Origin of the sequence: Fusicatenibacter saccharivorans (genome assembly GCF_015557635.1) — a bacterium.
In the GTDB taxonomy this organism is placed as follows: Bacteria; Bacillota; Clostridia; order Lachnospirales; family Lachnospiraceae; genus Fusicatenibacter; species Fusicatenibacter saccharivorans.
In genome coordinates, this window is sequence record NZ_JADNOP010000023.1 from 1 (window position 1) to 13851 (window position 13851).

Here is a 13851-nt window from a genome sequence, read left to right on the forward strand (position 1 = left end):
CCCTTTGGGGCGAGCAGTAACAATAGCCCTTTGGAGGGCTAATAATAAACCACCAGTTGAACTGGTGGTTGCTAACTTAGAATATTCGTCTGAAAAATGGCTGATAAAGGCTGTCGGAAGCAGCCCGGGCCCGTTTTTCTCATCGTTCGAAGTTCCGCGAACCAACGAATCTCTGGCATATACAGATCTGTACAGAGGTTTTTAAGTTGTGTTTTCCGGAGCTTTTTTGTTCCGTAAAGCAAAAATACAAAAGGCAATCAAACAGGAAAGGTGGGAAAAAATGGACTATCAGATGTTCAAAGAGCAGCTTGCCGCGCTGCTGAAAAGAAAAGCCGGCGATGATTTTGAGGTGAAGGTAGAATCGGTGCAGAAGCTGAACGGTATCGAAAAAGAGGCGTTTGTCATCAGCAGAAAGAAGGACTGGATTGCACCGACGATTTACGTGGAGCTTCTGTATGAATGCTGTCTGCAGGGCGTACCGCTTTCTCAGATTGCAGAAAAGGTACTGGAGCAGTACCGGAAAGTGGAAGCGGAGGCGAGAAGACCGGAGAAAGCTGCCTTTTTTACCAACTGGAAAAATGCTGCGCCGCAGATCTACTGCGAGCTCATTCATGCGGAGAAAAACCGTACGCTGCTCTCCGAAGTTCCGCACAGAAAATTTCTCGATCTCGCGGTCGTGTACTATTACCAGATGCGGGGAAACTGCGTGCCGGATGCGACAATTCTGATCCACGAGACGCACCGGGAGCTGTGGGGAATTTCGGCGGAGGAGCTGGATGCCCGTGCCTGGGAGAACACCCTGCGGGATCTGCCGGTGCGCACAGACAGCCTTATGGTGTATTTGAAAGAGGAGTACGGAGTAACGTTTCCCCTGTTCGAGCTTGGTCCGCTGGCGGAACAGTTTTACCTGGTCAGCAACCGCAGAGGAAAGCTGGGTGCAATCTGCATGTGCTATCCCGGCGTGCTGGAGAGTCTTTCGCAGCGCTTTGAGGCAAGTCTTTATGTGATTCCGAGCAGTATCCACGAGTGCATGGTGATTCCGGATTATGATGTGTTCCCGGAGGAGTGTCTTTCCGACATGGTACGGGACGTGAATGAAAAGACGGTCAAGCCGCAGGAGATTCTGTCGGATCACGTTTATTATTACCACCGGGAAAGCGGGGAACTGACGCTGTGTGAGGAAGAAACGTAAGCTGCGTGGCAGAATAGTTTGCGAATAATTTAAGAAAAAAATGGGCGGCTGGGTGGGAAAAATACTTTACAATTGCAGGAGTCTGTGGTAAACTGTCATAGTGTGGTTGAGAAAACAGATCACATCAGCGTCTGTAGCTCAGGGGATAGAGCAACGGTTTCCGGTACCGTGTGTCGGGGGTTCGAATCCCTCCAGACGCGTTTTTGCTACATGGCATGCTGCGGCGGGCAGGACCGGCGCAGGACAAGGAAAGCCCCTGCTTCGGTGTGAAGTAGAGGTTTTTTTGCTTACTGAGCATATCAATAACTGATCCGGCGGATCAGTTTTGATGAAGGAGGAAAAATATGGCAAAACCAATGACAACAAAAGATAAAATCCGGGAATGGATTTCCGATAATCTGCGCTACATGCTTCTGATCGGAGCAATTCTCCTGATTGTGGCAGCGGTTCTTCTCATCGTTCATCTGGTATCACCAAAAAACGATGGAAAATCGAGCGGCGGAACCGTAACAAGCAGCAGCACCGGAAACAATGTGCCGGATAAAAAGACACAGGTAAAAGCAGACAGCAAAGCAGATTCTGAGGACAGCACAGGCATTTCATCGGACGTTTCGGATTCCGCGAATGATTCCAGTGCAGATGCTTCCAGTACCGATACCGCCAGCGCGCCGGATGCAGAGGCTGAGCCGACAAGTGAGCCGGAAGCGGCAGACGATACCAGTAATACAGAGAATACCGATAATACGGCTGTCTCCTTTGCCGCGGACAATGTCCCGGAAGTAAGCACCGTGCTGGAGCAGTATTACACCGCGCTCGGTGCAAGGGATATCAACGGTCTTTTTGCAGTAACAGATAATCTGACCGCGGAGGAGCAGGCGCAGATTGAGGCAGAAAGCGACGTGGAGTCATACGGAGATGTAAAGGCTTACACGATCAGCGGTCCAAGCGACGGAACGTACATCGCGTTTGTCAGCAGCAGATGCAAATATCTGGGAATCAACCAGACCCTGCCGATGCTTTCGGAGTATTATCTCTACACGACAGAAGACGGCAGCCTGAAAATCATGGATGATACTGACAGCGATGCGGCCGTAACCGAGGCTATGAAAGCGGCGCTCGAAAACGAAGAAGTCAAAAATCTGATCGAACAGGTTCAGAACGATTATCAGAATGCACTCGATGCAGATGCTTCCCTGAGAGTATATGTAGAGAGCATTCAGTAGGAACAATAGAATAATACAAAACAAAAAAAGCAGTTTCTGGTTTTTATGAAACTGCTTTTTTGGAAGGATAAAACCATGCGCTTAAACAAATACTTAAGTGATGCGGGCGTCTGCTCGCGGCGGGAGGCGGACCGTCTGACAGAAGCGGGCGAGATTACGGTAAACGGAAAACGCGCGGAAACCGGCATGCAGGTGGAGTCTGGCGACGTTGTTGTCGTGAAAGGCAAAACCGTTGTCCCGGAGGAGAAAAAAGTCTATCTCGCCTTCAACAAACCGCGCGGCATCGTCTGTACTGCGGAAAAACGGGAGAAAAACAACGTCATCGATTATCTGTCCTACCCGGTGCGGATTTACCCGGTGGGAAGACTCGATAAAGATTCCGAAGGCCTCCTTCTGATGACGAACGACGGTGCGATCGTAAACGGTATCATGCGTGCCAGAAACCGCCACGAAAAAGAATACCAGGTCGAGGTAAACAAAGAGATTACACCGGAATTTCTGAAAAAAATGGCATCCGGCGTGCCGATTCTCGATACCGTGACGCGCCCGTGCCGGATCCAGAAAACGGGAGAGCGCAGCTTTACGATTATTCTGACGCAAGGGCTGAACCGTCAGATCCGGCGGATGTGCGAAGCATTAGGATATCGTGTCACAAAGCTGAAACGTGTGCGGATCATGAATATTCACTTGAAAGACCTGAAAACAGGGGAGTACCGCCCTTTAACGGAAAAAGAATTAGCAGAACTGAAAAAGCAGATCGGGGAGGAAAAGCGATGAACGAGACAGAACGGATGAAGGAACTGGTCAAAAAGCTGAACGAAGCGGCAAAAGCTTATTACCAGGAAGACCGGGAGATCATGAGCAACCTGGAGTACGACACGCTGTATGACGAACTGCAGGTATTAGAGGAAAAAACAGGCGTAACACTCGCCGGAAGCCCGACCACAAAAGTCGGCTACGAGGCGATGGACGAACTGCCGAAAGAAGCGCACGAGTCGCCGATGCTTTCCCTTGATAAAACGAAAGATGTGGAAGTGCTCCGCAGCTTCATCGGGGATCACAAAACGCTGCTGTCCTGGAAGATGGACGGTCTGACCGTCGTTCTGACGTACCGCGGCGGTACCCTCGCAAAGGCCGTCACCCGTGGAAACGGCGTGATCGGAGAGGTTGTCACGAACAATGCAAAAGTGTTTGAAAATATTCCCTTAAAAATCCCGTACCAGGGAGAGCTGGTTCTGCGCGGCGAGGCGATCATCCGCTATTCCGATTTTGAGAAGATCAACGAGGAGATCGAGGATGTCGATGCGAAATACAAGAATCCGAGGAACCTCTGCAGCGGTTCTGTGCGCCAGCTGAACAATGAGATTACGGCAAAACGCCACGTTCATTTTATGGCATTTGCGCTTGTGAGCGCTCCGGAACAGGATTTCGAAAATTCCAGAATCCGTCAGATGGAGTGGCTGAAAGAGCAGGGCTTCGAGGTGGTGGAATACAAGGCTGTCACCAAAGATAACCTCGACGAGGCGATGCAATATTTCTCCACGAAAATCGAGACAAACGATTTCCCGTCCGATGGCCTTGTCGCGTTGTATGACGATATCGCCTACGGAGAATCACTTGGCACAACCGCGAAATTCCCGCGGAACGCTTTCGCCTTCAAATGGGCGGATGAACAGAAGGAGACCACGCTGCTTGAAATTGAGTGGAGCCCGTCGAGAACCGGTCTCATCAATCCGGTTGCGGTTTTTGAGCCGGTCGAGCTGGAAGGAACTTCGGTTTCCCGCGCAAGCGTCCACAACATTAGTATCATGCGTTCGCTGGATCTCGGTGTGGGTGATAAAATCCTTGTCTACAAAGCAAACATGATCATTCCACAGATCGCAGAGAATCTGACGAGAAGCGGCGTGCGCGATATTCCGGAAACGTGTCCTGCCTGCGGCGGTACCACCCGGATTCAGATGATGAATAATGTCGAGACCCTCTACTGTACGAATCAGGAGTGCCCGGCAAAATTCATGAAGGCATTCACCCTGTTTGTAAGCCGCGACGCGATGAACATCGACGGCATGTCGGAGGCAACGCTCGAAAAATTCGTGGGCCACGGCTTCATCCGTGAGTTTGCCGATATTTTCCGTCTCGACCGCTACCGCGACGAGATTGTGGAAATGGACGGTTTCGGTGAAAAATCATACCAGAATCTGATCGACAGCATCGAGCGCGCGAAAAACACAACGCTGCCCCGTCTGATTTTCGGACTTGGCATCTTAAATATCGGTCTTGCAAACGCGAGAATGATCTGCAAAGCCTTCGATTTCGATCTCGACCGGATCCGGAATGCATCGGCGGAGGATTTCGCGCAGATCGACGGTGTCGGAGAAGTGATTGCAAAAAGCATCGTGGATTACTTTGCGGATGAGGAAAATAAAGAACGCCTTGAGCGCCTTCTGTCGTATCTGACGATTGAGAAGCCGCAGGCAAGCCAGGAAGAACAGAAATTAGCCGGTCTTACCTTCGTCATCACCGGAAGTGTGGAACATTTCCCGAACCGGAATGCATTAAAGGCAAGAATCGAGGAGCTCGGCGGAAAAGCCACCGGAAGTGTAACGGGAAAGACGAGCTATCTGATCAACAACGACACGACATCCAGTTCCTCCAAAAACCGGAAAGCACGCGAACTCGGCGTGCCGGTGATCTCAGAAGAGGAATTTCTGAAGATGACAGAAGAATAACGAAATATCTGCAAAGGCGGTTTGCATCCCGAGCGGGAATCTGCTATAATCGGAAACAGACGGCAGAAATTCCTGCCGGAAAAAGCAAACCGCCTGTCTGCGCAGAGAAAAGCGCGGCAGATCAAGAAGAATAGAAACGAGGAAAAAGAATATGCCGGTTAAAGTTCAGGCAGATTTACCTGTAAAAGAAATACTCGAAAGCGAAAATATATTCGTCATGGACGAGACAAGAGCGGTTCATCAGGACATCCGTCCGCTGAAGATTATGATCCTGAATCTGATGCCGCTCAAAGAAGATACCGAGCTGCAGCTTCTGCGCTCCCTTTCCAACACCTCCCTGCAGGTTGATGTCACCTTTCTGATGGTGGCAAGCCACGAGGCGAAAAATACATCGACCAGCCATCTGAACACGTTCTATGTGAAATTTGAGGATGTGCGGAAAAATTATTACGACGGTATGATCATCACCGGTGCACCGGTCGAGCAGATGGAATTTGAAGAAGTTGACTACTGGGATGAACTGACAAAAATCATGGACTGGACGAACACACACGTTACCTCCACGATGTTCCTCTGCTGGGGAGCCCAGGCGAGTCTGTATCATTTCTACGGACTGAAGAAACGGATGCTTCCGGAGAAGAAATTCGGGCTGTTCTGGCACAAAGTCAACAACCGCAAGATCCCGCTTGTGCGAGGCTTCGATGACGAGTTTTTGGCACCGCATTCCCGCCACACAGAAGTACCGATCGACGATATCCGTGCCTGCAAAGATGTCACGATTCTCGCAGAGTCCGACGAAGCCGGATTCTATCTTGGCATGGCGGAAGAGGGAAGAAAGATTTTTGTGATGGGTCATCCAGAGTACGACCGTATGACGCTCGACGGCGAGTACCACCGCGATAAAGACAAAGGACTCCCGATTGAGATTCCGAAGAACTATTATAAAAACGACGATCCAAATACAAAACCAGTGCTTTTATGGCGGTCACATGCGAACAATCTGTACACGAACTGGCTGAACTACTATGTATACCAGGTGACCCCGTATAATCTTGACGGAACTCCGGATTTTTCGGGAAAATAAGAGAGAAAAAGCCCCCCGCACCGGGCGCACACCGGCTGCGGGGGGTTGTTGCAAAAATCTGCTATAAAAAACGGAAAGCTTTCCGGGCTTACCGTTTGAAATCAAATAATGTTTTCAGCGGAATTTCGAGTGCTTCCGCAATATCCATCAGCTTGTTTAGAGACAGAGAGGTATGACTGTTTGGCGCTTCGATGTTGCTCATATGTGTACGGCTGATCTTGACAGCTTCGGCAAGCTCACTTTGCGTTAATCCGCGTGCTCTGCGATAAAAAGCGATGGTAAGACCGAGGAGGCGCATCTCCTCCGTATGACGTTCTCCCATTGCTATGGCTCCTTTCTGAACAGAGTGATACAAAGACTTATATAATATTTATCTTAAACGATTAAATACCAAAAAGAAACAACTTTAAATTTTTATAATGCACATGTAAATTGTGCAAAATATAGAAATTATCCATCAGAATAATAGGAAAACAGGAAAAAGAGTTCTTTTGACAAATGAGAGGTTTTTGTGTATGCTGTAGAAAGCACCAACAAATAAAATCGGAGGTTTTTGCATATGAAAGAGTCGATCCATACCATTCCGCTGACGGATGCATTCAAGGCGGAAGATGAGTGCCCGTTCTGCTATCTGGAGCGGGAAGCAGAGCAGCATGCGATTTCGTTTGCGCTCGGTTCCGGCGCATCCTATATGGAGGATGATGTGCGTGCGGAAACAGACGCGATGGGATTCTGCCGCCACCACTATAAAATGATGTACGATTACGGAAACCGTCTCGGAAGCGGTCTGATTTTATCCACCCATCTGAAAAAACTGAACCAGGAGCTTGCCGCACAGATGGATCTGTTTGCACCGGGAAAATCCTCGGTGTTCAAGCGGATGCAGAAGACATCCCTCGACAAACAGGGCCGTGAGACTGCGATCGGCCAGTGGATTGATGAGAAGACGCATTCGTGCTACGTCTGCGATCACTTCAAGGCAAACTATAACCGCTATCTTGATACGTTCTTTGATCTCTACAAAAAAGACGAGGAGTTTGCAAGACTGTTCCGCGAGGGAAAAGGCTTCTGTCTGCCGCATTTTGCGGATCTGGTAGAAACGGCGGAGAAAAAGCTGAATGATAAACAGAAAGCGGAATTTTACCCGGCTCTGTTCAAAATCATGAAAGAAAATTACCAGCGGCTGCAGGAAGAGGTAACATGGTTTACTGACAAATTCGATTACCGCAACAAGGATAAGGACTGGGGAAATTCAAAAGATTCCATCCAGCGCTGTATGCAAAAATTAGGCGGCGGCTATCCGGCGGACGAGCCGTTTACGGAAGGATTATAATTCTTGTTTATAAAAGGAGCATAAAGTTTCGATGCAGAAGTTTTATCAGAGATTAAAAGAGAATCAAAAGGAGCGCGCCCGGTGCGCGTTTCTTGTTTTGCATTTCGGCGTGCTGGCAGTGCTGCTGTTTCTGGCGCGCCCGCTGCTGGATACGACGGCGGCAGACCGGGAGTGGAGTATTCACTTTCTGTTCCCGTGCCTGCTGGCGTGTATCATACTGACGACAGTCGTCAGTTTCTGCCGGTTTGCTGCAGAGCCGGACCAGAAACCAAAACCGCGCTATGTGGGATGGAAACAGCCGATTCTGATGCTGGCAAACGCAGCCTATCTGTTTGCCACACTGGAATTTGTCACAAACAGCCAGTTCCGGGAGATGAAATGGTATTATGCGTTGTTGAATATCGGTGTCATTTTCGTACTTTCCATTCTCGTTTCCCTCTTTCTGAACTCCATCCGCCGTGCGATGATTTTCATGAACATCTTTTATTTCTGCATGAGTCTGGTATTCTACTATGTTTATCTGTTCCGCGGAGAAGCGTTCCAGCTCATCGACCTGTACAGCATTGCGACGGCGGCGGACGTAGTCGGCGGCTACAAATTCGAGATCACAGGTGAAATCGTGACTTCGTTTATCACGATGATGCTCGTTGTGTGCCTCTGGCTGCAGAGCCGGGAATACCGTTTTGCACGGAAAACGAGGAATAAAATTTTGCTCCGCGTGGCTGCTGCTGCGCTGACGCTCGGAACATACCTGGCGTACATGAATCTGAACTGGAACGCCGAGTTCGGTGTCATCAGTGACCTCTGGAATCCGGCGAAGACATACCGCCAGTACGGAACGACAGTCGGTTTTACCGCGGTCGCCAAATACATGCGCCTGACACCGCCGGACGGCTATTCGAAAGACGAAGTGACAGCGATTGCCGATACGAGCGAGAAAGAGACGAAAACAGAAGATCTTCGAAAAGATAATGCGGATAGCGTGACACCCGTCAACATCATCGCGATCATGAACGAGTCGTGGTTTGACTACCGTTCCGTCGGCGATCCGCAGACGAGCGAGAGCTACATGCCGTTCCTCGATTCGCTGACCGAAAATATCATCAAAGGGCACACGCTGACGTGTACCAAGGGCGGCGGAACAGCAAAAACGGAGTATGAGTTCCTGACCGGAAACTCCTGCAAGCGGTTCCCGGGCATGGTGCCGTACGTCAGCTACTTTACGCACAGCCAGTATTCCCTTGTCACGACGTTAAAAGACCAGGGTTATCAGGCAATTGCGATGCATCCGAACAAGGCGACAAACTGGAAGCGGAGCACGGCATACCGTTTCCTTGATTTTGATGATTTCATCTCGATTGATCAGTTCTCTGATACGGCCAAGCGGTACCGCGGCATGATCAGCGATCAGGCGAACTATGAGAAGATCGTGGAAACCTACGAGAACAAGGAGCCGGGCAGCCCGTTCTTCCTCTTTGATGTGACGATGCAGAACCACAGCGGCTACACGAACCGTTATTTCCAGGCGGATATCAACTGCAACGGCTACGACAGTGATGAGGCCGATCAGTATTTCTCCCTGTTAAAGCTTTCCGATGAGGCAATTTCCTATCTGATCCGGTATTTCCAGCAGGTAGACGAGCCGACGATGATCATTATGTTCGGCGATCATTCCCCGAAACTGCCGGATGCGTTTGAAACATGGATTGCCGGAGACGCCTATCAGAATCTTTCGGTCGAGGATCAGGAGAAGTTCTATGGAACCCCGTTCTTCATCTGGACCAACTACAGCATGAAATCCGAGAGCAATGTCTGGATCAGCACAAACTATCTCTCAAGCTATGCGTTAAGCCTTACCGGCCTGGAACTGACGTCGTACAACGAGTATCTGCTTGACCTGCGCGAGAAGATGCCGGCGCTCAATCACCTCGGCTTTTTAGCAAGTGACGGAACCTGGTACCGCTGGAACGACAGCGATGCGCCGGAGGAGGATCTCGAGTACGAACGGCAGTATGAATGCCTGCAGTACAATGAACTGATCGACAAAAAAGACCGGGATGACAGCTTTTTTACAATTTCCGGTGAAAAAGACGAGGAATAAGGGCTTTCCCTACTTGCCAGAAAACGGAAACCTATGGTAGACTATACTCCGTATGACCGGGAAACCCCGGCGGTAACTTCACGTTTACAATTAAGAATAAGAAAATGAGGTTTTAAAAAGTATGATTGCAGCAAATAATGTGACACTTCGTGTCGGAAAAAAAGCGTTGTTTGAAGATGTCAATATCAAATTCACCGAGGGAAACTGCTACGGCATGATCGGTGCCAACGGAGCGGGAAAATCAACCTTCCTGAAAATCCTGTCCGGCCAGCTTGAACCGACAAACGGAGACGTAACCATCACACCGGGCCAGCGTCTTTCCTTCCTCGAGCAGGACCACTTCAAATACGACAGCTATCCGGTACTCGACACCGTTATCATGGGAAATGCCCGTCTCTATGAGATCATGAAAGAGAAAGAGGCGCTGTACGCAAAAGAAGACTTCACCGATGAGGACGGTATCAAAGCGAGCGAGCTCGAGGGTGAGTTTGCAGAGATGAACGGCTGGGAGGCAGAGACCGATGCAGAGCAGCTCTTAAACGGCCTTGGCATTGAGCCGGAACTGCACTACGCACAGATGGCAGACCTGACCGGCAGCCAGAAGGTCAAAGTTCTTCTTGCAAGAGCCCTGTTCGGAAACCCGGACATCCTTCTTCTCGACGAGCCGACCAACCACTTGGACCTCGATGCGATCGAGTGGCTTGAGGAGTTCCTGATCAACTTCGAGAATACCGTTATCGTCGTATCCCACGACCGTTACTTCCTGAATAAAGTCTGCACCCAGATCGCAGATATAGATTACGGAAAAATCCAGCTCTATGCCGGAAACTACGACTTCTGGTTTGAGTCCAGCCAGCTGCTGGTAAAACAGATGAAAGAGGCGAACAAGAAGAAAGAGGAGAAGATCAAAGAGTTACAGGACTTCATCTCTAGATTCAGCGCCAACGCATCGAAGAGTAAACAGGCTACTTCCCGTAAAAAAGCCCTGGAGAAAATCCAGCTCGACGATATCAAACCGTCCAGCCGGAAATATCCTTACATCGATTTCCGTCCGAACCGTGAGATCGGAAACGACGTTCTGCAGGTAGAGGGACTGACCAAAACCGTAGACGGCGTGAAAATCCTGGATAATTTAAGCTTCACCCTCGGAAGAGAAGATAAAGTTGCTTTCGTCGGAAGCAACGAGCAGGCGATCACCATGCTGTTCAAGATTCTGACCGGAGAAGAAGAGCCGGATTCCGGTTACTACAAATGGGGCGTAACCACCACACAGGCTTACTTCCCGAAGGACAACACCGCAGAATTCGACTGCGACCTGACTATCGCAGACTGGCTGACCCAGTATTCCGAGATCAAGGACGTGACGTATGTCCGCGGATTCCTCGGAAGAATGCTTTTTGCCGGTGAGGACGGCGTGAAACGTGTCAGAGTCCTTTCCGGAGGAGAGAAAGTGCGCTGCCTGCTCTCCAAGATGATGATTTCCGGTGCAAACGTTCTCGTTCTTGATGAGCCGACCAACCATCTGGATATGGAGTCCATCACTGCACTGAACAACGGTCTGATCAAATTCCCGGGCGTGCTGCTGTTCACCTGCCACGACCATCAGTTTGTACAGACCACAGCAAACCGTATCATGGAGATCCTTCCGAACGGCGCGCTGATCGATAAGATGACCACCTACGACGAGTATCTTGCAAGCGATGAGATGGCAAGAAAACGTCATGTCTACACAATGACAGAGGAAGATAATTAAAGATGAGCAAAAAGACGACAGTTTCCGGCATTCTGCTGGTGTTGCTTGTGCTGGCCACAACGCCGCTTCTTGGAACGGACAACGTTTCGTTCCTGAAGTGGTGGCTTATGACCCTGGTGCTCGGTATTGGATTTTATCCGGCTGCCGCAGCGCTGTTTCCGCGGTTTCATGACCGGGGATGGATGTTTTCTAAAGTGCTTGGCATCGTTGTTTCCGGTTTTGCTGTATTTGCTCTTGGAAGCTTCGGACTGGTTCCGTTTACCGCACCGGTCTGCCTGATCACAGTCGGTGTACTGATCCTGGCTTCTTGGATTTTCGGATGTTTTAAGGTACGCGTCCATGCGCCGGAAATCGACTTCCTGATGATGGAAGAAGTGTTGTTTTTCGCCTTTTTCCTTCTCTGGACCTACCTTGCGGGCTTTCACCCGGAGGCACACGGAACCGAAAAATTCATGGATTATGGTTTTATGAAGGCCATGATGCGCAGCACCGCCGTTCCGGCAGAGGATCTCTGGTACAGCGGAAGCGGTATTAACTACTATTACGGCGGCCAGTTCTATGCCGTATTTCTGACGAAGATTACCTTCACGGATGTAAAGCAGACGTACCATCTGATGCGTACGATGGTGGCATCGTTCGCGTTTGTTCTGCCGTTTTCGATCACCTACCATCTGGCAGAGTCGCGTGCGTGCCACCGCATCCGGAAAGAGGGCGGCAATAAAAGCCAGATTGCACCGGTGCTTGGCGGTCTTCTTTCGGGAGGCGCCGTTTCCCTTGCAGGAAATATGCACTATGTGATTTACGGCTGCATCCGCCAGTGGCTGGGACTGAACGAATCGGCTTACTGGTTCCCGAGTTCGACCCGCTATATCGGGTATGACCCGCTTGTGGAAAATGACCGCACGATTCATGAGTTTCCATCGTATTCCTTTGTGCTCGGCGACCTGCATGCCCATGTGGTGAATGTCATGTTCGTCCTGCTGGTGCTGGGCCTTTTATATTCCTACGTGAAAAATACCTGCCGTGATCCGGAAAAAGAGTGGAAATGGTCGTTAAAAGACGTTCTGCTTCAGCCGCAGATCATCGCGGCGGGCTTTCTAATCGGTGTGTTCCACTGGTCCAACTACTGGGATTTTGTTATCTATTTCGTCGTGATTGCAGGCTTTGCGCTGTACGGTGCGCTGTACCGGTATCACGCGCGGGCGAAAGAGACGATCGGAACGGTTCTCCTGCAGGCTGCAGAAGTTTTTGCAATTGGAACGATTGTCGCCCTTCCGTTTACAATGAAGTTTGAGACGATGGTTTCCGGTGTCGGCATTGCCAAGCACCATTCGATGCTGTATCAGCTGGCGATTCTCTGGGGCCTTCCGACGGTGCTCGTTGTGCTGTTTATCGCAGCCGTTCTGCTAGCATGGCGGAAAAACTGTCATCTTCCGGGCATGGAGCGGCAGGGACAGATTGTACTTGCCGATGGAAAGACGCAGGAAGAGGTGGAAGAGCAGGCCGTTGCCCTGATTCTGGGAGAGAAAAAACCGGAGCCGGGCGAAAAAGAAACGGCAGAAAAGCCAAAAAAAGTTTCTGCCTTCTGTAATTTCTGGAGAGAGATTGCGGTGAGCGATATGGTGATCGGTATTTTAGGTCTCTGTGCCATCGGCCTTATCATCATTCCGGAGCTCGTCTATGTGCGCGATATCTACGAAGAATCGTATGCGCGCTCCAACACGATGTTCAAGCTGACGTATCAGGCATTTATCCTGTTCGGTATCTGCATGAGCTACATCATCACGCGGTTCCTGATCTGGAAAAAAGAGCGGATTCTGCAGGTGTTCGGCGGAATCGGGCTGGTACTGCTTTTATGGACGTTCGGCTATTTTGGAACGAGCGTGTACTCCTGGTTCGGAAATGTTTTCGATCTGTCCGAGTACCGCGGACTCGATGCGACAGCGTATCTGGAAAATGTCTTTTCCGAGGACGCAGGTGCCATCCGCTGGCTGGATGAAACAATAGAAGGACAGCCGGTTGTGCTTGAGGCGAACGGCGACAGCTACAGCGATTACGAGCGCGTTTCCGCAATGACCGGTCTTCCGACCGTGCTTGGATGGTATGTCCATGAATGGCTCTGGAGAGGGAATCCCGCAGACTTAAATGTCCGCGCCGGGGACGTGAAACAGATGTACACCTCGACCGATACGAATGAGGTGCTGCGCCTGCTGGAGCAGTATCATGTGACCTACATTTTTGTGGGAAGCAAAGAAAAGGAGAAATACGGCGATGCGCTGAACGAATCGCTGCTGCAGTCCATCGGAGATATCGTTTACCAGGATACTGCGTCCGGTACGTATATTCTTCAGGTGCAGGATACATAAAGAACAAAAACAGGAGAAAAGAACCGCCGGGTGCGGCATCTTTTCTCCTGTTTTTCATATAATACAGGGA

At 50.1% G+C, this 13851-nt stretch carries 11 protein-coding genes and 1 tRNA gene; 11 read left to right on the plus strand and 1 reads right to left on the minus strand.

The window, feature by feature from the left end; genetic code table 11:
• From I2G42_RS16280 to metA, 7 genes are all read left to right on the plus strand, one after another.
• A partial coding sequence (locus I2G42_RS16280) for a hypothetical protein (protein ID WP_207741910.1) occupies positions 1-205 on the plus strand: 205 nt, incomplete at its 5' end.
• 75 nt (positions 206-280) lie between these two features.
• Positions 281-1192: a DUF5688 family protein gene (locus tag I2G42_RS14965; RefSeq protein ID WP_156327617.1), complete on the plus strand. Its 912-nt coding sequence runs from the start codon at positions 281-283 to the stop codon at positions 1190-1192.
• Positions 1193-1319: 127 nt separating this feature from the next.
• Positions 1320-1392: transfer RNA gene (locus I2G42_RS14970), tRNA-Arg, on the plus strand.
• Positions 1393-1536: 144 nt separating this feature from the next.
• Positions 1537-2415: a hypothetical protein gene (locus tag I2G42_RS14975; protein ID WP_195531214.1), complete on the plus strand. Its 879-nt coding sequence runs from the start codon at positions 1537-1539 to the stop codon at positions 2413-2415.
• Positions 2416-2490: 75 nt separating this feature from the next.
• On the plus strand, positions 2491-3192 hold the full coding sequence (locus I2G42_RS14980) for a pseudouridine synthase (RefSeq protein ID WP_195531215.1): 702 nt from the start codon (positions 2491-2493) through the stop codon (positions 3190-3192).
• Positions 3189-5144 carry an NAD-dependent DNA ligase LigA gene (ligA, locus tag I2G42_RS14985; RefSeq protein ID WP_195531216.1) on the plus strand — a complete coding sequence of 652 codons (1956 nt, stop codon included), beginning with the start codon at positions 3189-3191 and terminating at the stop codon, positions 5142-5144. Before I2G42_RS14980 ends, ligA begins: the two co-directional genes overlap by 4 nt.
• Before the next feature lie 151 nt (positions 5145-5295).
• Positions 5296-6228 carry a homoserine O-acetyltransferase MetA gene (metA, locus tag I2G42_RS14990; protein WP_055228462.1) on the plus strand — a complete coding sequence of 311 codons (933 nt, stop codon included), beginning with the start codon at positions 5296-5298 and terminating at the stop codon, positions 6226-6228.
• A gap of 88 nt (positions 6229-6316) precedes the next feature.
• On the opposite strand, the gene I2G42_RS14995 is transcribed toward metA, so the two are convergent.
• Entirely contained in the window at positions 6317-6550 is a 234-nt protein-coding gene (locus tag I2G42_RS14995; protein WP_118741378.1) for a helix-turn-helix domain-containing protein, read from the minus strand.
• 237 nt (positions 6551-6787) lie between these two features.
• Between I2G42_RS14995 and I2G42_RS15000 the strand changes: the two genes are divergently transcribed.
• From I2G42_RS15000 to I2G42_RS15015, 4 genes are all read left to right on the plus strand, one after another.
• A complete protein-coding gene (locus I2G42_RS15000; RefSeq protein ID WP_055228460.1) occupies positions 6788-7561 on the plus strand; it encodes a DUF6062 family protein in 774 nt (257 codons plus the stop codon).
• A gap of 31 nt (positions 7562-7592) precedes the next feature.
• A complete protein-coding gene (locus tag I2G42_RS15005) occupies positions 7593-9662 on the plus strand; it encodes an LTA synthase family protein (protein WP_195531217.1) in 2070 nt (689 codons plus the stop codon).
• Positions 9663-9783: 121 nt separating this feature from the next.
• Positions 9784-11415: an ABC-F family ATP-binding cassette domain-containing protein gene (locus I2G42_RS15010; RefSeq protein WP_022462526.1), complete on the plus strand. Its 1632-nt coding sequence runs from the start codon at positions 9784-9786 to the stop codon at positions 11413-11415.
• 2 nt (positions 11416-11417) lie between these two features.
• On the plus strand, positions 11418-13781 hold the full coding sequence (locus I2G42_RS15015) for a DUF2298 domain-containing protein (protein WP_195531218.1): 2364 nt from the start codon (positions 11418-11420) through the stop codon (positions 13779-13781).
• Positions 13782-13851 lie beyond the last annotated feature (70 nt).

Coding starts and splice junctions, on each gene's coding strand:
- I2G42_RS14965 (WP_156327617.1), top strand. CDS start 281: ATGGACTATCAGATGTTCAAAGAGCAGCTTGCCGCGCTGCTGAAAAGA.
- I2G42_RS14975 (WP_195531214.1), top strand. CDS start 1,537: ATGGCAAAACCAATGACAACAAAAGATAAAATCCGGGAATGGATTTCC.
- I2G42_RS14980 (WP_195531215.1), top strand. CDS start 2,491: ATGCGCTTAAACAAATACTTAAGTGATGCGGGCGTCTGCTCGCGGCGG.
- ligA (WP_195531216.1), top strand. CDS start 3,189: ATGAACGAGACAGAACGGATGAAGGAACTGGTCAAAAAGCTGAACGAA.
- metA (WP_055228462.1), top strand. CDS start 5,296: ATGCCGGTTAAAGTTCAGGCAGATTTACCTGTAAAAGAAATACTCGAA.
- I2G42_RS14995 (WP_118741378.1), bottom strand. CDS start 6,550: ATGGGAGAACGTCATACGGAGGAGATGCGCCTCCTCGGTCTTACCATC.
- I2G42_RS15000 (WP_055228460.1), top strand. CDS start 6,788: ATGAAAGAGTCGATCCATACCATTCCGCTGACGGATGCATTCAAGGCG.
- I2G42_RS15005 (WP_195531217.1), top strand. CDS start 7,593: ATGCAGAAGTTTTATCAGAGATTAAAAGAGAATCAAAAGGAGCGCGCC.
- I2G42_RS15010 (WP_022462526.1), top strand. CDS start 9,784: ATGATTGCAGCAAATAATGTGACACTTCGTGTCGGAAAAAAAGCGTTG.
- I2G42_RS15015 (WP_195531218.1), top strand. CDS start 11,418: ATGAGCAAAAAGACGACAGTTTCCGGCATTCTGCTGGTGTTGCTTGTG.